We start from the raw sequence: 22,561 nt of genomic DNA, 5'->3' as shown, positions 1-22,561 counted from the left end.
AGTAAAGCTTCCTAAAAGGTTTTTGATCATTTTTTGAAGAAATTCAGACATATATAACTGATTACGTGATTTTTAATTCTTATACAGCACCTGTTTCGACAATACAAAAACTTGGACTCGAAAAACGCTCATTACTATAAAAAACTGAAAAGAATTTTTCTTTAGCGAGAGCCCTTTCAAATGGTGATTTTTCCATAAAAGGTTTAAACACGACTGTTCTTCAATATTATTTCTATTACTCACTTAGCGCTTTTTTGTAGGTTTCAATAGCTCGATTTCTCGCCATTTTATGTTCTACAACCGGCTTGTAAGTCAACTCCTGAAATTCAGGCACCCATTTTTTGATGTACTTCATTTCAGGGTCAAACTTTTTTGTTTGCAGTTCGGGATTAAAAACACGAAAATAAGGTGCCGCATCGCAACCGCTTCCAGAAGCCCACTGCCAGCCACCAACGTTTGATGCCAACTCATAGTCAAGCAATTTCTTGGCAAAATAAGCTTCACCCCACCGCCAGTCTATGAGCAAATGCTTCGTAAGGAAAGAGGCGGTGACCATGCGAACTCTATTGTGCATAAAGCCCGTCGCATTGAGCTCTCGCATACCTGCGTCCACTATCGGATATCCCGTTTTCCCTTGGCACCAAGTCTCAAATTCATCTTCATTATTCCGCCAAGGAATCTTATCGTAGGCAGGGCGAAAGCTATCCTTTGCAGAATGAGGAAAATGCCAAATGATCATCTGATAAAAATCCCTCCAGATGAGCTCTTTCAACCAAACGTGATTGTGCTTTTGAGCAATCCCAACTAATTTTCTAAGGCTTACCGTACCAAACCTCAAATGCAAGCTGAGTCGACTGGTCCCCCGTATGGAAGGAATGTCTCGACGCTCGTCGTATTTGTCTACAATGTTTATTTGGACTTCTCGAGAAGGGTACTCAAACTCAAACGACTCAAAACCCATCTCCTCAAGCGACGGCATTGACTGAACTTCATATTCCAAAAAGGAGTCGAAATACTTCTCATTTTGAAAGGGCTGATTCTTTTCAAGATCAAAAGCAGCCAGCCATTTCTTGCTGTATGGTGTGAATACGACATATGGGTCGCCATCGTCTTTGGTGACTTCAGACTTCTCAAAAATCACATGATCCTTGGAAGCTATTAGTTCTATTCCATTTTCTCTCAGCAGATTTGCTACTTGCTCGTCGCGGTTTCGGGCATAAGGCTCATAGTCATTGTTAACATACGCCGCTTTAATACTGTGCGTTTCCAATAAGTCCTTCCAGATATCAATGGGATTGCCATATCTAACCATCATGCCAGAACCAAAGCCTTTTAACTGCTTACTGATACGCTCGATTTCCTGATGAATAAATTGAACACGCGCATCTTTTTTGTCTTCTAGTTTATCTAAAATCTCGCGATCGAAAATAAACAGAGGGAGAACATTCTTGTGGCTCTTCAAAGCGTGGAAAAGCCCGGCATTATCTTCTAACCTCAGGTCTCTCCTAAACCAGAATAGGACAATTTCTTTCTTGTTCATTGTGGCAAAAATGTAATTTCTTGGTCGGGTCGGGCATAGTCAAATCGACTTCCCATTTCCACTTGATGATAAGAATCCATGCCGGAAATAGCTGAGACGCCTGCTTCTGCCAACGCATAGAATCCGTCCTGATTGAGAAATTTTGGATTTAACTTTACCTCTTTTACTTCGCCAATGATCAATCTTGTGTGGTTCACCTCCAATAATTGTTCAGATTTAAGCTCACAAGTCAAGGCGATGGGGCTTTCTTTTATATAAGGCACATCAAAATCATTGAATTCCGGAGTAAAACTCGTTTTATCAAACTCTGATTCTCCTTTTGGATATTTCGCAGAAGTCCGGTGTCCATCTTCCTTCATTAAAAAGGGGAGAGCGCTGATAGTATAAAATCTCTTGGCGATAATATTATTGTATGTGTGACGCTCAACGGTAGTTGGCCTCAAGATAAACCCGATCAGTGGCGGATTGGCTCCAATATGAATGACTGATGAAAAAATAGCCAGGTTGGTTCGGCCTTCGTTATTTACCGTACCAATGAGATTGGCACTTTTGAACCCTGAAATACTGTTAATGAAATTTGCACGGAAACGCTTATCCATTTCAACAATATCGCCAGAGGAAAATGTTTTCATATATTCTGTATGGTCCCCATTCCACCGTCCACGCCAAGTATTTGACCAGTGATCCACGAGGACTTACTGCCTAGCAGAAAAAGAGCCGCTTCGGCAGCATCTTCAGGGCGACCATAACGGTGCAGCGGATGGCGTGCATTGCTGGCCTCTTGCTTTTTCTCATTGTTCAAGAGCTGTTCTGCCAATGGTGTATCCGTGAGAGATAGGGCAATTGCGTTAACTCTAATATCAGGTGCCAATTCCGCACTCAAGGATTTCGTTAATCCCTCTACTGCGCCCTTTGCTGCCGATATTGAAGCATGAAAATTCAATCCCCTCTCGGCCGCTACCGAGCTAAACATCACAATAGAGGCTGAATCCGCATTCTTTAGCGCCTTCAATGAAGCCTGTATGGTATTTACAGCGCCGATTACATTTACAGAATAGTCATGCAAGAAATCTTCGTTTTTCAATCTCTTAAATGGTTTTAGATTTATCGTTCCCCCGCAATAAACTATCCCATCAAGCGAGTCGGGCAAAAAGGACCAGTCTGCTTCTGAATCTGTAGCGTCGATATCTACCACCGTTTGATTGGTAATTGATTGCATCCTGGAAGAGGCACTCCTAGAGGCGATGAACACGTGGTGTCCCTCGCTGACAAGGATTTCAGAAACTTTCAAACCAATACCTGTGCTTCCTCCAACTACTAGATAATTCATTCTCCTTTGCTTTTCAATTCGTCAATTTCTTTCAAAACCTCTTGTGCCTCTGCTTGCAACTTGTCTGATTCAGCTCTATTTGAATGTGACAACTGATGAGATTTTTCCAAAAGTTTCTTATGCTTGGCATACAACTTTTCAATGGGTGATTTTTTCTTGAATAGTCCGAACATCTTAATCTAGGTAGGTTAAAAATTCGCTTCTGACGTTGTCTTTCAAAAATGAGCCATGAAAGCTTGTGGTAACGGTGCTACTCGCATCATCTTCCACTCCTCTAAGTGAAACGCACATGTGGCGCGCATCAATCATTACGGCAACATCTTCGGTTTTAAGGATTCGCTTCAATTCTTCAGCAATTTGAACGGTTAGTCTTTCCTGAACCTGTGGCCTTTTCGCATAATACTGCACAATACGGTTAATTTTTGACAGTCCTATCACATTCCCATTTGACTTATAGGCTACATGAGCTCTCCCAACAATTGGCACAAAGTGATGCTCGCAGAAAGACTTTACCGTGATGTCCTTTTCAACCAGCATTTCCTTATAGAGGTACTTGTTTTCAAAGAGGGCCACTTTCGGCTTGTTCCTTGGGTCTAATCCGCTAAACACCTCTTCCACATACATTTTAGCCACCCTGGCGGGTGTTCCCTTTAGGCTATCGTCTGAAAGATCAAGGCCAAGAGTTTCCATAATTTGCTCAAAATGATGGGCAATTTTGGCTTTCTTCTCCTCATTCGAGAGAACGAAAGCATCATCCTTCATTGGTGTTTCAAGCGACGTCATTACGTGCTCATCCCCCATCATCTCATTTAGATCAATGAGATCATCCTTCGCATTCAACGAAATTCCGTTCAGTTTCATATAATGTTATTTTGAGTTCAAGTTTTTCATCCAATTCTTCGTTCAGGATGTTCCAAATGACTGCAGCAATATTTTCAGCAGTGGGGTTCAGGTTTTTAAATTCTTCGGTTTGAAGATTTAGATTCTTATGATCGAATCGATATTCAATTTTTTCTTTGATCAGGTCCTTTAAGACTTTCATATCAATTACATAACCCGTTTCAGGGTCTATCTCACCTCTTACACTTACGATCAAGTCGTAGTTGTGTCCGTGATAATACTGATTGTTGCACTTACCAAATACTTCTTGGTTTTTGGCATCGTCCCATCCGGGTTGATGCAATCTGTGCGCCGCATTGAAGTGGGCCTTTCTGGACACTGTAACTTTCACGAATATCGGATTTTGATAAAGTCGGGTTATGTAACAAGCGCAGCTTGCTATTGTTGCTAAGCTCTCTTTAACGAGCTGTAATGCTTACACATACGCTCAAATAGCAGCCTAAACCAAGGAGTGAAAACCTCAGGTTTTTTTTGAATCTCTATTCTTATTTCACGAATAGATACGTAACGATATGTGCTGACTTCCTCTGGATTAGGAGACAATTGCCCCTCGTAAAATCCATAAAAGACTTCATCATACTCATGTTCTATGAGTCCATTATCCAGCTTTGCTCGATAAGTAAAGTCAAATGCTTTCTCTACTTCCGTGCAGAACCCCATTTCTTGCTTCATCTTTCTCTGAAGAGCTTGAGTTTGATGTTCATCAGGTCTGGGGTGAGAGCAAACCGCATTGGTCCACATACCACCGCAGTGGTATTTGTCCTCTGCGCGTTGGTGCAAAAGCATTTCTCCGGCAGAATTGAAAATAAAGATGGAGAAGGCACGATGGAGCAACCCTTTCTGATGTGCTTCCATTTTCTCCATGGTGCCCAGTTGCTTGTTTTGAGAATCGACAAGAATGACGAGCTCAACCATTATAGCAAGTTGAAACTATGGCGCACATAACTGCTGAAAAATAACGCAAACTTGCGTTTGTCGCTTATTCTCACCCTACTGGATAAAATGTCTTCTGTCGTTTTCTTTCGAATCTTTTTGAAGAGCTTGAAGTAGTAAACATAAGCTACAAAAACCCCAAAACGCGCATCTTTCGGAAGCATCTTTATTCCTTCGTAACCCATCGCAAAGTCGGCCTCAATATCTTTTTCAATAGCCTTTCGCTCTTCTTCTCCGAATTCCTGAAGATCTACTCCTGGAAAGTATGTTCTTCCAAGGGCTTTATAATCTGCATGAAGATCTCTAAGGAAATTGATCTTCTGAAAAGCAGAGCCCAATTTCATTGCAAACGGTTTAAGCTCTGCATAACGCCTCTCATCGCCACGCAGGAATACGCTCAAACACATCAGGCCGACAACTTCGGCTGATCCAAGAATATAATTGTCATACTCATCTTTACTGTATGAATCTTTGTAAAGATCCATTTCCATACTTTTCAGAAAAGTCTCGATGCAGTCAAGATCTACCTTATACTCATTTACCACATACTGAAAGCTATTTAGAATAGGGTTTAAACTTATCCCTTCTTCTATTGCTCTGTAAGTGTCTGCCTTAAATCTGTCGAGTAAATCTTTTTTGTCAAACCCATGGAAAGTATCTACGATCTCGTCAGCAAACCTAACGAAGCCATAAATGGAATAAATAGGGTCGCGGAGATCGGCAGCCAAGAATCGTATTCCCAAAGAAAACGAGGTGCTGTAGGCCTTGGTGGTAAGCTTACTGCACTGCACGGAAACGTCGTCAAAGAGTTGTTTCATGGTTGTGTTTAGCTGGCTTTCATAACCTCCTTCGCCACCACGGCTCCGGAAATAAGCGAAGGAGGAACTCCCGGTCCGGGCACAGTCAATTGTCCCGTATAGTAAAGATTCTTCACTCGCTTGTTTTTCAAAGAAGGTTTGAGCACTGCTGTTTGATTTAACGTATTGGCAAGGCCGTAGGCATTACCTTTAAATGAGTTGTAGTCGTGCATAAAATCGCTACACGCGAAGTCACGTCTGAAAATAACATGATCTCGAATATTTTGTTCGAATGTTTCCTCCATTCGCTTGATTACCATTTCAAAATATTGGTCCTTAATTTTCTGGTCATCCATCAATCCGGGCGCAGTAGGAATCAAGATAAAAATATTTTCACATCCTTCAGGTGCAACACTAGAATCTGTCACTGATGTAGCTGAAACATAAAACAATGGTTCATCAGGCCACTCGGGCTTATCATAAATCTGTCCTGCGTGTTTCTCAAAGTCTGTATCGAAAAACAATGTGTGGTGTAAGATTCCGTCAATTCGCTTATTTAAACCCACATAATAAAGAATGCTCGAAGGGGCCATTGTGCGCTTTTCCCAATAATCGTCAGAATAATTTCGTGACTTTTCCTTCAACATTTTTGTCTCCGTATGGTGGTAGTCTGCGCCTGAAACCACAAAGTCAGATTTGTATTCAGCGCCGTTTTCCAATTTGATCCCTGTTGCTTTTCCACCTTCTACAAGAATCTCATTGACATTAGCTGAGGTGTGAAATTTCACTCCCTTCTCCTCTGCCAGTGAAACCATTCCTTCGACAATCTTATGCATACCCCCCATGGGGTACCAAGTGCCCAAGACAATATCAGCATAGTTCATCAAGCTGTAAAGCGCAGGAGTTTTTGAAGCCTTAGCCCCTAGAAACAACACTGGAAACTCAAGCAATTCAATCAAGTAAGGATTTTTGAAATACTTCCTGACGTGTGATGAGAGAGAGTTCAGGAGTTGCAACCGCATCGCGCCTTTTATTACGCGCATGTCCAAAAATTCCAATAAGCTTTGTCCGGGCTTGTAAACGAGGTCGTTTATCCCTACTTCATATTTGTAAGCCGCCTCTTCCAGAAATTTTTTCAGGTTATTGCTACTTCCTGGCTCATACTTTTCAAAAAGCTCGTACATGCCCTCCATTGACGCCGGAAGATCCATTTTATGGTCCTTGGCAAAATAAACTCGGTAGGAAGGGTCGAGTCTAATCAAGTTATAATAGTCTTTAACAGACTTTCCGAACTTATTGAAGTATTGCTCAAATACATCAGGCATCCAATACCAGCTCGGACCCATATCAAAGGTAAATCCGTCTTTTTCAAATTTTCTTGCTCTGCCTCCTAGAGAATCATTCTTCTCAAAGACTTCTACATGATAACCCTCGTGAGCCAAATGTGTAGCAACAGAAAGTCCGGCGAAGCCGGACCCAATGACAATAACTCTATGTTTCATTTAAATCAACGGTAATCGGGTAGTGCAAGCATAAGTTTCTTGCGAGCAAGAAATATACGACTTTTTATGGTCCCTATAGGTAGATTCAACTTTTCTGCGATCTCTTTGTACTTAAATCCTCGATTATACATCTGGAATGGAACGCGGTACTCATCATCAAGCCTGTCAATCTCCATTTTGATTTGATCATGGGAAATTACACTTTCAGGGTTTGTGTCTCCCTTTGTTGTGGCAGCAGTATTGATGTAATACTGTTCATCTGTTTTATCAATAATTGTATTAGCTCTTACCGCCTTGCGGTAATTATTGATAAACGTATTTCGCATGATCGTATACAACCACGCTTTTAAATTGGTACGAGCCTCAAATTTATCTCTATATGTCAGGGCCTTTAAATAGGTCTCTTGTAGTAAATCATTGGCAGCCTCGTCATCATTTGTAAATCCATAGGCAAACGACTTAAGGGACTTCTGGTAGGTGATAAGTAACTTATCGAAATCATAATTGCTCATTGCTCTTGGTCTTTTAGGCGTGTTTGTTTAACAAATGTAGTGATTAGTTAAACAAACCCAAGTTTTAGCACGTGTTAATTTGAGCCAAAAGCTGCTAAACGCACAGACACGTTATAGCTAAGTTATTGAATATCTGATGTATGAGAGGTAAATTTCTTGTTTAAGAATACACGAATATCCTTAAACAAAACCTTAAGGGAGGTCTAAAAATGACTTGAATTCACTTAAAGATTGATTAAAAACCAATCTTTCGTTCTCGAGAATCTCGCTCTCATCATCGAACCGGTTGGTTAAAATCACCTTCTGGGAAGGAAATATATCAAGCAATTTTTGAAGAAGTTTGTTTACACTTTCAGGAGCGCTCATGCTGAGCGTGGCCGTGATGATATAATCTGCCGGATTTAGCTCATTCACTTTTACTACGTCATCCAGTGGTACCGACTGACCCAAATAGATCACCTTATGGCCTGACTTCTGAATCAAATAGCTGTAGAAGAGCAATCCCAATTCATGAAGCTCGCCTTCGGGCAAGAAGAGAAGAAACTTAGAGGCTCCTTCTTTGACCATCATTCCTTGACTATCTATGGCTACGATGAGCTTTTGTCTAATGAGGTTACTTATAAAATGCTCTTGTGCAGGATTAATCGCACCAGCCTGCCAAAGCACACCGACCTTCTTAAAAAAAGGATAGATGATACTGAGGAGGGTCTGCTCGAAACCAAGTCGGAGCGTACAGTTGGCCAAAATCTTTTCAAATCGTGACTCGTCAACTTCAACCATCGCAATCACCAGACTCTCAATTTGGAGGTTTTCTTCCACCTCTTCAGTAGAAATCTCCAATACCTTCTTGTGTAGCTCTTCGCCCGACAAGCCTACAATTTTGGAAATCTTGATTCCGTAATTATTGAGAATCGAAATGTTGAGAATCTTCTTCAACTCCTCATTCGTATAGTAACGAATGTTCGTTTCGGTGCGACTGGGTTCAATTATCCCGTACCTCTTCTCCCAAATGCGAAGGGTGTGGGCCTTTATGCCCGAAATACGCTCTATATCTTTTATTGAATAGTTCCCCATCACAAATTCTTCAACTAGTGTATTGTTTTGTTTAACGTTGAGCTTTGAAGTATTGTTCAATTATACTTCATAGATATTAAACAAAATTACGAAAGGGATCTTACATAATCCGGTTATCGATTCATTATAATGTCAGTCATCACTACTTTTGAATGTGGATTTAACGGAGAAAATCAAACTACTCCCTCGCAAGCCCGGTGTTTATCAGTTTAAAAACGCTGAGGGAGTTATCATTTATGTGGGTAAGGCTAAGAGCCTTCGAAGTAGAGTGAGTTCCTATTTCATGAAACACGGGGGCCACTCAGGAAAGACCCGAATAATGATAAAGAGGATCGTCGATTTTTCGTTTATCGTCGTAGAATCTGAGTTGGATGCACTCCTTCTTGAGAACAATCTCATCAAAAAGTACAATCCACGTTACAATGTTGCTCTGAAAGATGACAAGACCTTTCCTTGGCTTTGCATCAAGAACGAACGATTCCCTAGTATTTTTCCGACTCGAACTAAGATCAAGGACGGTTCTGAATATTTCGGTCCTTATGCTTCGGTAAAAACGATGAAAACACTTCTGAAATTGATCAGAAGGATTTATAAAATCAGAACGTGTAAATACGATTTAAGTCAAAAGAACATAGAGCAGGGGAAGTTCAAAGTCTGTTTGGAATACCACATCGGTAACTGTCTCGGGCCCTGTGAAGGCAAACAAACTGAGGAGGACTACATGGCCCAAATAAAAGACATTCGAGAAATCATTAAAGGAAATGTGGCCGGGGTTATTTCTCATCTCGAATCGAGGATGAAGTTCTATTCCGAAAAACTCGAATTCGAACTGGCGCATGATATCAAAGACAAGATTGATCAACTAAACTCCTATAAAAGCAAGAGCACAATTGTGAATCCTGCCGTAGGAAATGTTGATGTATTTGGCCTGGTAACTGATCTTCACAATGCCTATATCAACTTTATGAAGGTGGTGGATGGCTCAATTATTCAAAGCCATACTATGACTTTTAAAAAACGACTGGATGAGAGCGACGAGGAATTAATCACCCAAGGAATCGCCGAAATCAAAGCTGAATATGACTCGCTTTTTGTAGACATTATCGTTGGTGCAAAGCCCGATATCGATATGAACGAGCATCGATTCATAATCCCTCAACGCGGTGACAAAAAGAAACTGCTTGAACTTTCAGAACGTAACGCAAAGTACTACATGATGGATCGGCACAAGCAGACCAAATTTGCCGATCCCGAAAAGCACACAGAACGTATCATGGAGCAAATGAAAAAAGATTTGCGCCTGCAAGAAGCTCCAACTCATCTTGAATGTTTCGACAATTCAAATTTCCAAGGTACCAATGCGGTGGCAGCCTGTGTGGTCTTCCGAAATGGAAAGCCCAGCAAGAAGGAGTACCGCCACTTCAACATAAAAACAGTAGAAGGGCCTGATGACTTTGCCAGTATGAAAGAGGTCGTTTATAGACGCTACAAAAGACTCTTGGATGAGGGAGAGGATCTTCCGCAGTTGATCATAGTCGATGGCGGAAAAGGTCAGTTGAGCTCAGCACTGGAAAGCCTGGATGAGCTCGGAATCAGAGGAAAAGTAGCCATTGTTGGCATTGCCAAAAGGCTGGAAGAAATATTCTACCCGGGTGATACTGCTCCATTATATGTTGACAAAGCGAGTGAAACACTGAAGGTTATTCAGCACGCTCGAAATGAGGCCCATCGCTTTGGAATAACGCACCACAGAAATAAGCGAAGCAAAGGAGCCATTCAAACTGAGCTCACATCAATACCTGGAATTGGAGAAGCCACGGCGCAACAACTACTCCAGCGCTTTACTTCCGTAAAACGGATAAAAGAAACTTCACTTGAAGATATTTCAAGTGAAATAGGCCCTTCAAAAGCAAAAGCTATAAGAACGTGGTTTGACGCTTAAGGGGCGAGCCGGTCGGCGAGAATTCTTATCTCCACAACGGGAGAAATCTTCTGATAGATGATGTTGTAAACCGCTTCTGCAATGGGCATATCTACTTCCATCTTACGGTTGATCTCGTAGACGCTCTTCGTAGCAAAGTAACCTTCAGCAATCATATCCATCTCAAGTTGCGCAGTCTTTACAGAATATCCCTTTCCAAGCATATAACCGAAAGAACGGTTTCGTGAGAATTTTGAATACCCGGTCACCAAAAGGTCACCGAGGTAAGCCGGTTCTTTCACATCTCGGTGGAATGGATTGATCTTATCAAGAAACCGCTCCATTTCTATGGCTGCGGTAGACATTAAAATGGCTTGAAAATTATCTCCATAACCAAGGCCACCGCACACTCCTGAAGCGATGGCGTAAATATTTTTAAGGACCGCTGCTATCTCGGCACCAAAGAGGTCTTCGCTGATACTGGTTTTCATAACACGTGAAGACAACATTTCGGCCATCATTTTCGCATTTCCCTCATCCATGCACGCCAAGGTCAGATACGAAAGTCTTTCCATCGCCACCTCTTCAGCATGGCAAGGGCCGCAAATCACCCCGATATTGTCATATGGAACTCCGAATTGTTTGTTGAAGTATCTGGCTGGAATAGATTCGATCTCAGGAATAATTCCTTTGATAGCGGAAAAGATCACCTTTCCGTTAAAATCATCCTCATCCAAATCTTTGAGTGAATCGTGCACAAATGCTGAGGGCACAGCAACGATGATCACATCTGATTTGTGAACGATCTCCTTAACATCTGTCGAGAGGTGTAGCTTCTCCACATCAAATTGAACTGCCCTCAAGTAATTCGGATTGTGATTAAACTGCTTTATGTGATTCACAGCTTCCTGATTTCTCATCCACCAATTGAGGTGACTGTTTTTTTCGGATAGCACTTTAGCCAGCGCTGTAGCCCATGAGCCTCCTCCTATTACTCCAATACGTTTCTCGATTGCCATCATTTTTTCGCGATGGATAAAGATAGGAATGTTCTTAGATTCGAATTTTGAAATGAATGTGCTTATGAAAATCTCTAAACTTTTGGCTGCGGCCGCCCTGTCTTTATTCAGTTTTGCCTCTTGCAGCGACCAAATAGAAGATTCTGAAAGGCAGAGCGTTTTTGATGATGCAACTATGGTTAGCCTCTACGACTCGGCTTACAGAGGCGATACAGCAACTCTGTATCAATACGCTGAATCGGAAACAGCCGCTTACCGAATGGCCTACGCCAGACTTATGGGGTCTGTACTTCCCGAAGTAGCACCTGAAGAATTGGAAAATTTATTAATGGACCCTATTCCCTATGTGAGGCTCTATGCTGCTTTTGCAATTGGTCAAATTGGCAATCAAAAATCTCTTGCCGCTTTAGAGAAAGGATTCAAAAAGGCCACAATTCCCGAAATCAAAGCAGAATTCTTAGAAGCCATCGGTAAATGTGCTGATGCCAATGCTATGGAATTTTTAGTGACTCATAACCCGAATACCGCCATTGAAGAATCGGGAAAAGTTTGGGGAGTCTACCGAGGAATGATACACGGACAGCTACAAGAAGAGCATCTGGATATAATCGTAGCCCACCTCAAATCAAATGAGGATGAAACTCGTTTGGCTGCAGCCAATATTTTGTCAAGACAAAAAGAATTTGACCTTTCCGCTTTCGCTGAAGAAATTTATCAAAGGGCTTCAGCAGAAAAAAGTCCCGAAATAAAAGCCACACTGGGATATGCTTTAACTAGGACAGAATTCGCAGAAAAGTTTGCTGAAGAAGTCTTAAGCTCTGATGATAGCCCGCTTCTGCGATCTGTCGGTTTATCGGCCTTACCCAATTCACAAGCGCATATTCAACTCTTAGAAGATGCCCTGATTAGTGAATCGCCGTGGGTCGCAATGACTGCTGCTGGAAAAATTGCTGAAATTGACTCGTTTACCCCCTCAGCATCGACCATTGCAGCAGCTCGAACGAGTGAAATACCAGAGGTAGTGGCGATCGTATCAAAAGGCCTACTCAGTGAAGATTCTGAGCAAGGAAGAGAATTCTATGACCAAGCTTGGAACAGAATGGGGAATGATGTGAAACGCTCTGTGATGCTGAGTATCTGGGCGTATTTTCCACAAGGTTTGGATACTTTGAACAACTACCTTTTTGAAGATGGGCCATTGGGTACTTCAGCGACTATGGCCTACATGGCAGGTTTGAAAAACTATCCCGACTGGAACGAAAATTTTGTGGCATATGCTGATAGAGCTTTAAGCCAAGGCCTTCTCTCACAGAGTTACCTATTCGCGGAAGCCCTCAGAGATCCTGAACGAAAAGAATTGATTTCTTCCGAATTGCTTCTCGATGCGTTGAAAAAGTTTAGCACACCTGAGTTGGTGGAAGGCTATCAGGCCATTGCTGCCACATTGAAAGAAAACTACGGAATTGAAAAAGAGCCACTTTCCATTGAGCATCCTCCAATAGATTGGGATATGGTTAAATCATTGGGGCAAAAACCTGCGCTATCTCTTTACGTCAGCGGAGAGGAATACCTTATCAGTTTGGTTCCTGAAGATGCTCCCTCGAGCGTTTCTCAAATTGCCAATTTGGCCGCGGCGGGATTTTATGACGGCACTTATTTCCATCGCATCGTTCCGGGATTCGTAAGTCAAGGCGGTGGACCAAGAGGCGATGGCTATGGAAGCGATGATCATATTCTTCGCTCTGAGTTTTCGCCGCTAAAATACGGAACGGGCGTGGTCGGTTTAGCCTCCGCAGGAAAAGATACAGAGAGCTGTCAATTCTTCTTCACCCATCTCCCAACACCTCATCTGGATGGGCGCTACACGATTATTGGCGCCAGCCAAAGTGACATTTCAAACATAGAAACCGGAGCGCGGATCGATTCAGTGCGGATTAAGCAGGACAAGGTAGAAATGTAACCTCAACTTAGGGTTTTCCGTTGAACAAACTACCCCTTATCTATCTCATGAATTAAAGATAGATACATGAATATTTCTCAACTTACGAAGCTCTCCCCCTCTGAACTACGCATTGTAAGCAAGAAGAATCTTTACTTTTTTGCCATTATGACTACCATCGATCTGGTTGTATTTTACTACAGCTTATTCATGGACAAATGGCTTACTATGTTCTTATCACTAGGCTTTTTTATTGCCTGCTTAGCACTCTACGACAATTATCAGCTTACTCGCAATTTGTCACTAGGCGCCGAGCCAGCCGATTAAGACTCCACCCAAGCTTTTACCTCTTCCAACTGCAAAGCAGGAATATCCAGCTTATTCTTTTTGCGGAATCCATTCAGCTTTTGATGTAGTACAGTTGATTTCTCTTGAGTGAGTTTATCCACACTGGCATAGCCTGCCTGCATGGCAATTTCCGCCCAGTTAGCTGGTAAACCTACTTTTTCGAAGTCCTCAACAGTATCCACTTTGGCTACTTTCTCTGGTCGCATTTGCGGGAAAAACAGCACTTCCTGTATCGATACATTATCGGTTAGAAGCATCACCAAGCGGTCGATTCCAATCCCTAAACCCGATGTCGGAGGCATTCCGTATTCCAAAGCTCTTAGGAAATCGTTGTCGATAAACATTGCCTCGTCATCTCCCTTTTTAGACAGTTTCAACTGCTCTTCAAATCGTTCGCGTTGATCGATCGGATCGTTCAACTCCGTGTAGGCATTGGCAATTTCCTTTCCGTTTATGATCAGCTCAAATCGCTCCGTTAGCTCGGGATTATCTCGGTGCTTTTTGCAAAGTGGCGACATTTCAATGGGATAATCGATAATGAAAGTCGGCTGTATCAAGTTGCCTTCACATTTCTCCCCAAAAATCTCATCGATCAATTTTCCTTTTCCCATTGAAAGGTCTGTCTCCACACCTATCTCCGCACATACTTTTCTGAGGTCCTCTTCACCCATCCCGGAAATATCCACACCTGTATACTCCTTGATGGCATCAATCATAGTCAGCCTTCGGAAAGGTGCTTTAAATGAAATCGTCTTATCCCCTACCTTCAAGTCGGTCGTTCCATTCACCTCTTGGGCTACTTTCTGGAGCGTATTCTCTGTGAATTCCATCATCCACTTGTAGTCCTTGTAGGCCACATAGATCTCCATGATCGTAAACTCAGGATTGTGCGTTCGATCCATTCCTTCATTTCTGAAGTCTTTGGCAAACTCGTAAACACCTTCAAAGCCACCTACTATCAGTCTCTTCAGATAAAGCTCATTTGCAATCCTTAGGTAGAGGGGAATGTCAAGCGCATTGTGATGGGTAATAAAGGGTCTGGCCGAAGCTCCACCCGGAATGGGCTGCAAGATCGGGGTTTCCACTTCTAAGTAGCCCGCATCGTTAAAAGCACGGCGCATGGTGTCAACAACTTTGGTCCTTTTCACGAAAGTGTCACGAACTTTCGGGTTAAGCGTTAAATCAACATAACGCTGACGGTAGCGCTGCTCAGGATCAGTGAAAGCATCGTATACATTTCCTTTATCATCCGTTTTTGGAATGGGCAATGGTTTAATCGACTTGCTCAGTAATGTGAACTTCTTCACGTGGAGCGAAATTTCACCTACTTGAGTTTTGAACACATGGCCCTCAATTGCAATGTAGTCTCCCCGATCGGTTAGTTTCTTGAAAAGGTCATTGTAGAGTGACTTATCCTCTCCCGGACATATTTCGTCTCTGTTGAAGTATGCTTGAATTCTTCCTGATTGATCTTGGATCTCAGCAAACGATGCCTTTCCGATGATTCGCTTTCCCATCAAGCGACCGGCCAGTTTTACTTCTTGCCAATCCTCACTATTCTCATCAGTAAAATTCTCCTTGATCTCCTTTGCCGAATGGGTAACTTTTACCTCTTGCGGTGGATATGGATCGATCCCCATTTGACGAATCTTATCAAGTGCTTGACGTCGGATTACTTCTTGCTCGTTCAGTTGCTGTGCAGCCATCTCCAAAAAAATTTGGGCAAAGATAATCAATTGACTTACTGCGTAACATTGGTATCTTCGGGCCGTTTAAAGAAAAACAACCCAAAAGGGATTCCAATGACAAAGCAAGAAGCAATTAAAGAAATGGAAAGGTTGATCGATGCCTTTCCTGACAATATGGTCGAGGCGATTGAGATCGGTAAAAAAGCAGTAGAAAACTTTAAGCCTCGTCCTGTAAAGAATGTCTTGGTTTCGGGCTTAGGTGGTTCAGGTATAGGTGGGAAATTTGCCTCTCAACTCGTTTGGGACCAATGCACGGTTCCCATCCACGTAGTAAATGATTACCGCATTCCTGCTTGGGTTGGCGAAGACACCCTGTTTGTAGCCTGCAGCTACAGTGGAAATACGGAAGAAACGTTGAGCACACTGGCAGAAGCCATGACAAAAGGAGCTTCCATCTCTTGTGTGACATCAGGTGGGAAGCTGGAGCTTTTGGCGAGAGAGAATGATTTCAACATGATCAAAATTCCCTCAGGACAGCCACCTCGTACCAGTTTTGGATACAACGCGCTCCAACAACTTTTTATTCTTTCAGCTTATGGCCTGATAGACAAAGACTTTGTGTCAGATTTATCTGCGGCAGCTCAACTGCTAAAAGATGAAAAGGGAATAATAAAAACAGAAGCTGCGGCGATTGCCAATAAGATAGGAAACCGAATTCCTGTGATCTATTCCGAGACTTATTTCGAAGCAGTAGCGGTGCGATTTCGTCAACAGATCAATGAGAACGCAAAGACCCTATGCTGGCACCATGCACTTCCGGAAATGAACCACAATGAGTTGGTTTCATGGGCAGGAGGAAGCAAGGATTATGCGGTCGTGATTATCCGAACACCGGAAGATCATCCCGGAACGGTAAAGCGCATGGAGTTGAGCAAGGAAATCATTTCACGCTACACTGATGTCATTATTGAGCTAAAGCCAAAAGGTGCTACCAGAATTGAGATGGTTTATTACCTCATTCATCTTGCTGACTGGATCTCTTTCTACATGGCTGTAGAAAAGGATGTGGACCCTGTCGAAATTGATGTCATTGATTATTTCAAAGCCGAGCTGGCAAAAGGTTGAAAAAGCAACTACCAAAGGTTCAATTAATTGAAGTCGGACTAAAAGGCTATCAGGATACTTGGGATTATCAAGAAGAGCTTTTTTCGGGTGTTGTTCAGCGCAAGATCGAAATGCGAAAAACAGGCGAATCAGAGCCTGTTCCCGGCAACTACCTGGTTTTTGTTGAGCACCCGCATGTCTATACTCTCGGCAAAAGCGGTAAAGTCGAAAACCTTCTGCTGAGTAAAGAAGAGCTGGCAGAAAAGGGGATTGAGTATTTCAAAATCAATCGCGGTGGCGACATCACCTACCACGGCCCTGGTCAGATCGTAGCTTATCCCATTATCGATTTGGATCAATTCTTTACCGATATCCACAAATACCTGCGCTATCTGGAAGAAGCGGTTATTCTCACTTTGGCCGAATACGGCATTAAGGGAGAACGCTACGAAGGACTTACCGGCGTTTGGCTCAACCCTGATAATCCCGAAAGGGCCAGAAAAATCTGTGCCTTAGGTGTACGTTGCAGTCGCTGGGTTACGATGCACGGGCTCGCCTTCAATGTGAATTCTCAGTTGGAATACTTCAACAATATTATTCCTTGTGGAATCGATGATAAAGCGGTGACTTCAATGGAAAAGGAATTGGGTCGAAAGCTCGATATGGACGAAGTGAAAGAAAAGCTTCGAAACCACCTCACTGAATTATTCGAGTGGGAGCTTATTTCCTAATTTTACGCCCAAATCTGATTTAGTGATAAAAGACATTGACCCGCCGAAAGTAGAAGACATTGCCTTGGCGGCCGTCCCTGAAAGCAATCCAGAGACGGGAGTAGACGAATGGTACATCTACCTCATCAATCTTAAAGAAGTTGAAATTACAAACGTGATTGTAGCTTCAAGAGGATACGGCCTGATAGAAAAGGAGAAGGTTGAGACTTCCCAATTGCGGCATTTGGTGGAAACTATTCCGCCGAAAAGCTACGTAAAGATCGAGCCGATAATGGAAGACCTGTTCAAGTTGAACAACCAATATTGGGTCAGTTTTTACATCGATAGTGAAATATTCGACAAGAAATACGTTTTCTTAGCGGAGACCATCCAGAAAGAGAATACCACTGAAGTTCCATTGATGGGTCGAAAAGGAGTCTTGCTGAAATGATCCTCGATATCTGTATTCTTCTACCCGTTTTATGGGGAATGTTCAAAGGCTTTAAGCGCGGACTAATCATCGAGTTGTGCACGCTGATGGCCTTGATATTGGGCGTATACGGAGCAGCTACCTTCGGTGAAATGGGAAGTGATTACCTGCGTGAAACTTTCAATACTGACCCAAGAGTGAGTGGTGTACTGGGCTTCGCACTACTCTTCATCGTTATCGTAGTCTTGGTTTTCGTGTTCGGAAAAATTCTTGAAGGACTAATCAAACTAGTAGCGCTTGGTCTGGTCAACAAACTCTTTGGACTGCTTTTCGGTGGGTTGAAGTTTTTACTGATTGTGAGCGGCCTCCTTTACTTGATCAATGGCTTTCCCCTCACCGAAGATTTAATTCCAGCAAAAGAAAAAGCCGATTCATATCTCTATGAACCGGCTTCTGAATTACTTCCCTCGATTTATCCGACTTTGGCTCAAGCCAAATGGAAAGAACAACTTGAAGATACCCTCGATGACATTAAAGAGGGTATCGATTTTAACTAGTCTCTGATTGCTGCAATTCCAGGTAGCGTTTTTCCTTCAAGGTATTCCAGCATAGCTCCCCCACCGGTAGATACATAACTCACTTGATCGCTCAGGCCAAACTTGTTGATCGCTGCTACTGAGTCTCCACCACCTACGAGTGTGAATGCTCCATTCTTAGTGGCTGCTGCCAAAGACTTGGCCACTTGCACAGTTCCTTTGGCAAAATTTTCCATCTCAAAAACGCCCATTGGTCCATTCCAAAGAATAACCTTGGAACGCATGATTAACTCATCAAAAGCCTCAATGGTCATCGGCCCGATGTCAAGGCCCATCCAACCATCAGGAATTTCGGTCGTTGGGCAAATATCTGAACTCGCGTCGTTTCGAAATTCATCAGCAATCACCGTATCCGAAGGTATGTGAATGTTCACATTCTTCTCCGCAGCCCTTTTGTACAGGCCTTTAGCTGTTTCTAAAAACTCTTCTTCGTAGAGAGAGTCACCTATCTTTCCTCCTTTTGCTTTGGCCATGGTGTAGGCCATTCCACCACCTATGATGATATCATTCACCTTATCGAGTAGATTCTCTACCACAGTGATTTTGGTACTGATCTTGGCTCCGCCGATGATCGCTAAAACCGGTTTGTTTTCGCTGTAAAGCGCTCGATCCATATTCTCAATCTCACTTTGTAGCAACAGGCCAAACATCTTATCCGTAGGAAAAAACTTGGCCACGGTCGTTGTAGAGGCATGAGCCCTATGCGCTGTACCGAAAGCATCGTTCACATAGCAGTCGCCATGCTCTGCCAATTGACCTGCAAAGAACTCGTCCCATTCGGTTTCTTCTTTGTGAAATCTGAGGTTTTCCAAAATCAATACTTGACCGGGCTTCAGATTCGACGATTGGCTTTTGGCTTCATCGCCTATACAATCAGAAGCGAAATCCACCTCTTTTCCTAACTTTTCTTTCAGGGTTCCGAGAATGTGCTCAAGAGAATACTTTTCGTTGGGCTCACCTTTTGGTCTTCCCAAGTGTGACATAAGCACCACGGAACCACCTCCGTCCAAGACCTTATGAATGGTAGGCAATGCCGCCTCAATTCGGGTAGCATCAGTTACTTCCATCTTTTCATTGAGTGGCACATTAAAGTCCACGCGAATCAAGGCTCTTTTATCTTTAAAATCGTAGTCGTCTATTCGAATCATTTGAATTGGCTTTGACGCAAAATTAAGAATCTTCGCTCCCCAATGCATCGATAAGAGGCATGAATATTTCTACCTTTGATCGCCTTAGAAAATTGAAGTGTATTTTAAAGATATCGTAGGACATTCCGACTTGAAAAATTCCTTGACTCAAATAGTCAAAGATGATCATGTGAGTCATGCTCTCATGTTTGCAGGGCCCGAGGGAAGTGGCAATTTGGCCTTGGCCATTGCCTTTTCTGCTTATTTGCTTTGCAAAAACAGGGGAGCCAACGAGCGCTGCGGAGTATGCCCTAACTGCAAACAGCTCGACCAACTGGGGCATCCCGATCTACATTTTTCTTTTCCCTTTGTAAAAAAGGATAAAATTGAGATTTCAGAAGTTTTTCAGCGCGACTTCAAAATTCAAGTGAAGGAGAACCCCTATCTGTCCTTAAAAGATTGGGAGATTAAAATTGCGGGGGAGAACAAGCAATCGATTATCCCGGTAGATGAAAGCAGTCAAATAGTGAAAAAGCTATCGCTCAAATCATTTGCCGGAGGCTACAAGGTTATGATCATATGGATGCCTGAAAAACTAAATCAGGCGGCTGAAAACAAATTACTGAAAACACTGGAGGAACCCTCGCCGAGAACGCTAATTCTTCTGGTACCTGCTAAACCCGAAGATTTACTTCCAACCATTATTTCGCGAGCACAAATGGTAAGATGTCGTCCTTTGAGAGACGAAGAGATCCGCACCGGTTTGATAGAAAAATTTGGCGTGAATCAAGAGGTGGCTGAAAAAGCTACCCAGATGGCCGAAGGCAATTTCAACATCGCTTTGAAAACCGCAAAAGATCCCGATGCAGAAAATGCGTACTTCGCTCTGTTTCGCGATTGGATGCGAACTTGTGTCGCGCCTAAAAATCACGATATAGTTGAGGTAACTGAAAAGATCGCTGCGTTAAGTAGAGATCAACAAGGTTATTTCTTGGACTATTGCCTCAACTTTCTCCACGAGGCTGTAATCTATGCTTATCTGGGAAAGGATAAGGCCCGATACATGGGAGCCTCGGCTGAATTTGCCGAAAAATTTGCTCCATATATGGCAGGCAAAGATTTAGGGGCATTCCACGATACGCTGAGCAAAGGGCATCGCCTGGTAGAGCGGAATGCAAACCCTCGATTGCTCTATATGAAATTGAGTGCCGAGATGATTCGAATTTTCATGGGTAAAAGGCCTGAACCGATTTCTTAACTTTGAACAAAAGAATAGCACGCTAATGGGATGTGAGAGTTGTACGAACGGAAGTAACGGAACGCCGGCAGGATGCAAGAACAATGGAACTTGTTCCAGCGGTGGGTGCAGTAAGTTAGCCGTATATGATTGGCTGAGCAATATGGAGCTTCCCGGCAATATGAAGCGCTTTGCATATGTGGAGGTAAGATTCAAGAGCAGCCGAAAAGACTTTTTTGAAAACACTTCATCCCTTAGCTTAAATCCCGGAGACTGCATAGTAGTAGAAGGAAGTCCCGGATATGATGTTGGAGTGGTATCTGCCGAAGGAGAGTTAGCTCGACTTCAGATGAACAAGAAAAAGTTGAGCAAAAACACACGCGATATCAAGCGAATTTTGCGCAAAGCTACCGCTGACGACTTGGCCCTTTGGCGAGAAGCAAGATCGCTTGAAGAAGAATCGATGTTTAAGGCTCGGGAGATTTCCTCTTCACTCGGGCTAGAGATGAAAATCTCAGACGTAGAGTATCAAGGAGATAAAACCAAAGCAACATTCTATTATACTGCTGAAGGCAGAGTAGACTTTCGCGAGTTGATTCGAAAGTATGCTGACGCTTTTCGCGTAAGAATTGAAATGAAACAAATCGGCGCGCGACAAGAAGCTGCGCGTCTCGGTGGAATTGGCTCTTGCGGAAGAGAGCTTTGCTGCAGCACATGGCTCACCGATTTCAGATCGGTTTCTACCAGCGCCGCCCGTTACCAGCAGCTTTCGCTGAATACGCAAAAACTGGCTGGCCAATGCGGTAAGTTAAAATGCTGCCTCAACTACGAGTTGGATTCTTACCTCGATGCGATCAAGCATTTGCCAAAAAGCAACACTAAGCTTCGAACGAAAAAGGGGATTGCCTTTCACATAAAGACAGATATTTTCAAAGGTATCATGTGGTATGTCTACGAAGAAGGAACATCGGGCGGTCCGATACCTTTAGCAGCAGAGAGGGTGAAGGAAATCATCGCGATGAATGAGGCGAAGAAGTTTCCGGAAGATCTCAAAGATTTTGCTGAGGTGGAAGCTCCAAAAGAGGAGGCTTACTCCAATGTGGTAGGCCAAGACAGCCTTACTCGATTCGACAATAAAAGATCCAAACGGAAAAAGAAAAGAAAACCCCGTGGAAATAAACCTCCACAAGCCAATGCAAAAAGCGGCGGTAGGCCAAATTCGGGAAACAAGAATCGCTCAAGGAACAAAAGTCGAGGTGGCAATACACCCCAAAACTCGGGAAAACCAAAAAGCGGAAATCGCAGACCTCCTTCTAATAAAGGCAACAGCAATAAGAAGTAATGCAAAAATTTCTCTTCGGATGTTTTCTGGTGAGCTCTTTGATTCTGGTTTCATGTACCGATGAAAATCGAGTATTTGAAGAAAACGTCGAAATCCCTAACGAGAAGTGGACGGTCTCAGAAAAAGCCATTTTGGAAGCTGAAATAAACGACACCATTAGTAGCCACAACTTTTTGATCAATGTGCGCAATACCGAGCGTTACCCATACCGAAATCTGTACGTTTTCGTTAAAACCATCTTCCCTAACGGGAAGTCGAGTAAGGATACGGTAGGCATCGTTTTGGCTGATGCCACGGGACGCTGGCTGGGCAGTGGAGGCGGATATTTGAATAGTAGTAGCCACTTGTCAAACACGATCATGTACCGTTACAACCGTAGATTTCCGCTTACGGGCACCTATCGATTCGAAATAGAACAGGCCATGAGGACTGACACTCTGGTGGGGATAAAAAATATCGGTTTGAGGATCGAGAAGACCGACAAATAAGACCTTTAGGCAAGGTAATGTCTA

The 22,561-nt window shown here is 43.0% G+C and carries 24 protein-coding genes; 10 read left to right on the top strand and 14 right to left on the bottom strand.

The window, feature by feature from the left end:
* Positions 1-235: 235 nt before the first annotated feature.
* From O3Q51_03085 to O3Q51_03035, 11 genes are all read right to left on the bottom strand, one after another.
* Positions 236-1,540 (bottom strand): deoxyribodipyrimidine photo-lyase, encoded by a 1,305-nt coding sequence (locus O3Q51_03085; GenBank protein MCZ4407776.1) that lies wholly within the window; start codon positions 1,538-1,540, stop codon positions 236-238.
* On the bottom strand, positions 1,537-2,172 hold the full coding sequence (locus tag O3Q51_03080; protein MCZ4407775.1) for a flavin reductase family protein: 636 nt from the start codon (positions 2,170-2,172) through the stop codon (positions 1,537-1,539). The genes O3Q51_03085 and O3Q51_03080 overlap by 4 nt, the downstream gene beginning before the upstream one ends.
* Positions 2,169-2,870: an SDR family NAD(P)-dependent oxidoreductase gene (locus tag O3Q51_03075; GenBank protein MCZ4407774.1), complete on the bottom strand. Its 702-nt coding sequence runs from the start codon at positions 2,868-2,870 to the stop codon at positions 2,169-2,171. The genes O3Q51_03080 and O3Q51_03075 overlap by 4 nt, the downstream gene beginning before the upstream one ends.
* On the bottom strand, positions 2,867-3,043 hold the full coding sequence (locus tag O3Q51_03070; GenBank protein MCZ4407773.1) for a Lacal_2735 family protein: 177 nt from the start codon (positions 3,041-3,043) through the stop codon (positions 2,867-2,869). Before O3Q51_03070 ends, O3Q51_03075 begins: the two co-directional genes overlap by 4 nt.
* 1 nt (position 3,044) lies before the next feature.
* Positions 3,045-3,731: a GTP cyclohydrolase I FolE gene (folE, locus tag O3Q51_03065; protein ID MCZ4407772.1), complete on the bottom strand. Its 687-nt coding sequence runs from the start codon at positions 3,729-3,731 to the stop codon at positions 3,045-3,047.
* Positions 3,694-4,101, bottom strand: a complete 408-nt coding sequence (locus O3Q51_03060) for a 6-carboxytetrahydropterin synthase (protein MCZ4407771.1) — start codon at positions 4,099-4,101, stop codon at positions 3,694-3,696. Before O3Q51_03060 ends, folE begins: the two co-directional genes overlap by 38 nt.
* Before the next feature lie 56 nt (positions 4,102-4,157).
* Positions 4,158-4,685, bottom strand: a complete 528-nt coding sequence (gene idi, locus O3Q51_03055; GenBank protein MCZ4407770.1) for an isopentenyl-diphosphate Delta-isomerase — start codon at positions 4,683-4,685, stop codon at positions 4,158-4,160.
* The gene (locus O3Q51_03050; GenBank protein MCZ4407769.1) at positions 4,685-5,521 is read right to left on the bottom strand and encodes a phytoene/squalene synthase family protein; all 837 of its coding nucleotides are present in this window, start codon (positions 5,519-5,521) and stop codon (positions 4,685-4,687) included. Before O3Q51_03050 ends, idi begins: the two co-directional genes overlap by 1 nt.
* 8 nt (positions 5,522-5,529) lie before the next feature.
* A complete protein-coding gene (gene crtI, locus O3Q51_03045; protein MCZ4407768.1) occupies positions 5,530-7,002 on the bottom strand; it encodes a phytoene desaturase family protein in 1,473 nt (490 codons plus the stop codon).
* A gap of 5 nt (positions 7,003-7,007) precedes the next feature.
* The gene (locus O3Q51_03040; protein MCZ4407767.1) at positions 7,008-7,514 is read right to left on the bottom strand and encodes a sigma-70 family RNA polymerase sigma factor; all 507 of its coding nucleotides are present in this window, start codon (positions 7,512-7,514) and stop codon (positions 7,008-7,010) included.
* Positions 7,515-7,706: 192 nt separating this feature from the next.
* A complete protein-coding gene (locus tag O3Q51_03035) occupies positions 7,707-8,648 on the bottom strand; it encodes a MerR family transcriptional regulator (GenBank protein MCZ4407766.1) in 942 nt (313 codons plus the stop codon).
* Positions 8,649-8,742: 94 nt separating this feature from the next.
* Between O3Q51_03035 and uvrC the strand changes: the two genes are divergently transcribed.
* A complete protein-coding gene (uvrC, locus tag O3Q51_03030; GenBank protein ID MCZ4407765.1) occupies positions 8,743-10,530 on the top strand; it encodes an excinuclease ABC subunit UvrC in 1,788 nt (595 codons plus the stop codon).
* Here uvrC and O3Q51_03025 read toward each other — a convergent pair.
* On the bottom strand, positions 10,527-11,528 hold the full coding sequence (locus tag O3Q51_03025) for an NAD(P)H-dependent glycerol-3-phosphate dehydrogenase (GenBank protein ID MCZ4407764.1): 1,002 nt from the start codon (positions 11,526-11,528) through the stop codon (positions 10,527-10,529). The two genes, uvrC and O3Q51_03025, sit on opposite strands and share 4 nt — an antisense overlap.
* Positions 11,529-11,592: 64 nt before the next feature.
* Here O3Q51_03025 and O3Q51_03020 point away from each other — a divergent pair, with 64 nt between their 5' ends.
* Positions 11,593-13,488: a peptidylprolyl isomerase gene (locus O3Q51_03020; GenBank protein ID MCZ4407763.1), complete on the top strand. Its 1,896-nt coding sequence runs from the start codon at positions 11,593-11,595 to the stop codon at positions 13,486-13,488.
* Positions 13,489-13,554: 66 nt separating this feature from the next.
* A complete protein-coding gene (locus O3Q51_03015) occupies positions 13,555-13,794 on the top strand; it encodes a hypothetical protein (protein ID MCZ4407762.1) in 240 nt (79 codons plus the stop codon).
* Here the strand turns inward: O3Q51_03015 and lysS are convergent.
* Positions 13,791-15,521, bottom strand: coding sequence for a lysine--tRNA ligase (lysS, locus tag O3Q51_03010; GenBank protein MCZ4407761.1), 1,731 nt, complete (start codon positions 15,519-15,521; stop codon positions 13,791-13,793). The two genes, O3Q51_03015 and lysS, sit on opposite strands and share 4 nt — an antisense overlap.
* A gap of 96 nt (positions 15,522-15,617) precedes the next feature.
* Here lysS and O3Q51_03005 point away from each other — a divergent pair, with 96 nt between their 5' ends.
* The 4 genes from O3Q51_03005 to O3Q51_02990 are packed head-to-tail and all read left to right on the top strand — an operon-like array spanning position 15,618 to position 18,304.
* Entirely contained in the window at positions 15,618-16,628 is a 1,011-nt protein-coding gene (locus O3Q51_03005; GenBank protein ID MCZ4407760.1) for a bifunctional phosphoglucose/phosphomannose isomerase, read from the top strand.
* On the top strand, positions 16,625-17,338 hold the full coding sequence (gene lipB, locus O3Q51_03000; GenBank protein ID MCZ4407759.1) for a lipoyl(octanoyl) transferase LipB: 714 nt from the start codon (positions 16,625-16,627) through the stop codon (positions 17,336-17,338). Before O3Q51_03005 ends, lipB begins: the two co-directional genes overlap by 4 nt.
* Before the next feature lie 22 nt (positions 17,339-17,360).
* Complete coding sequence (locus tag O3Q51_02995; protein ID MCZ4407758.1) at positions 17,361-17,768, top strand: hypothetical protein; 408 nt, start codon at positions 17,361-17,363, stop codon at positions 17,766-17,768.
* The gene (locus O3Q51_02990; GenBank protein MCZ4407757.1) at positions 17,765-18,304 is read left to right on the top strand and encodes a CvpA family protein; all 540 of its coding nucleotides are present in this window, start codon (positions 17,765-17,767) and stop codon (positions 18,302-18,304) included. Before O3Q51_02995 ends, O3Q51_02990 begins: the two co-directional genes overlap by 4 nt.
* Here the strand turns inward: O3Q51_02990 and O3Q51_02985 are convergent.
* Entirely contained in the window at positions 18,301-19,491 is a 1,191-nt protein-coding gene (locus tag O3Q51_02985) for a phosphoglycerate kinase (GenBank protein MCZ4407756.1), read from the bottom strand. The two genes, O3Q51_02990 and O3Q51_02985, sit on opposite strands and share 4 nt — an antisense overlap.
* 97 nt (positions 19,492-19,588) lie before the next feature.
* Between O3Q51_02985 and O3Q51_02980 the strand changes: the two genes are divergently transcribed.
* The 3 genes from O3Q51_02980 to O3Q51_02970 are packed head-to-tail and all read left to right on the top strand — an operon-like array spanning position 19,589 to position 22,537.
* Positions 19,589-20,728 (top strand): hypothetical protein, encoded by a 1,140-nt coding sequence (locus O3Q51_02980; GenBank protein MCZ4407755.1) that lies wholly within the window; start codon positions 19,589-19,591, stop codon positions 20,726-20,728.
* A 25-nt stretch (positions 20,729-20,753) separates the two neighbouring features.
* Positions 20,754-22,049 (top strand): regulatory iron-sulfur-containing complex subunit RicT, encoded by a 1,296-nt coding sequence (gene ricT, locus O3Q51_02975; GenBank protein MCZ4407754.1) that lies wholly within the window; start codon positions 20,754-20,756, stop codon positions 22,047-22,049.
* A complete protein-coding gene (locus O3Q51_02970) occupies positions 22,049-22,537 on the top strand; it encodes a gliding motility lipoprotein GldH (protein MCZ4407753.1) in 489 nt (162 codons plus the stop codon). Before ricT ends, O3Q51_02970 begins: the two co-directional genes overlap by 1 nt.
* Positions 22,538-22,561 lie beyond the last annotated feature (24 nt).

The organism is Cryomorphaceae bacterium 1068, from assembly GCA_027214385.1.
Classification (GTDB): Bacteria; Bacteroidota; Bacteroidia; order Flavobacteriales_D; family Cryomorphaceae; genus JAKVAV01.
The sequence above is the reverse complement of the archived record's forward strand: the minus strand, read 5'-3'. Positions and strand labels throughout refer to the sequence as shown.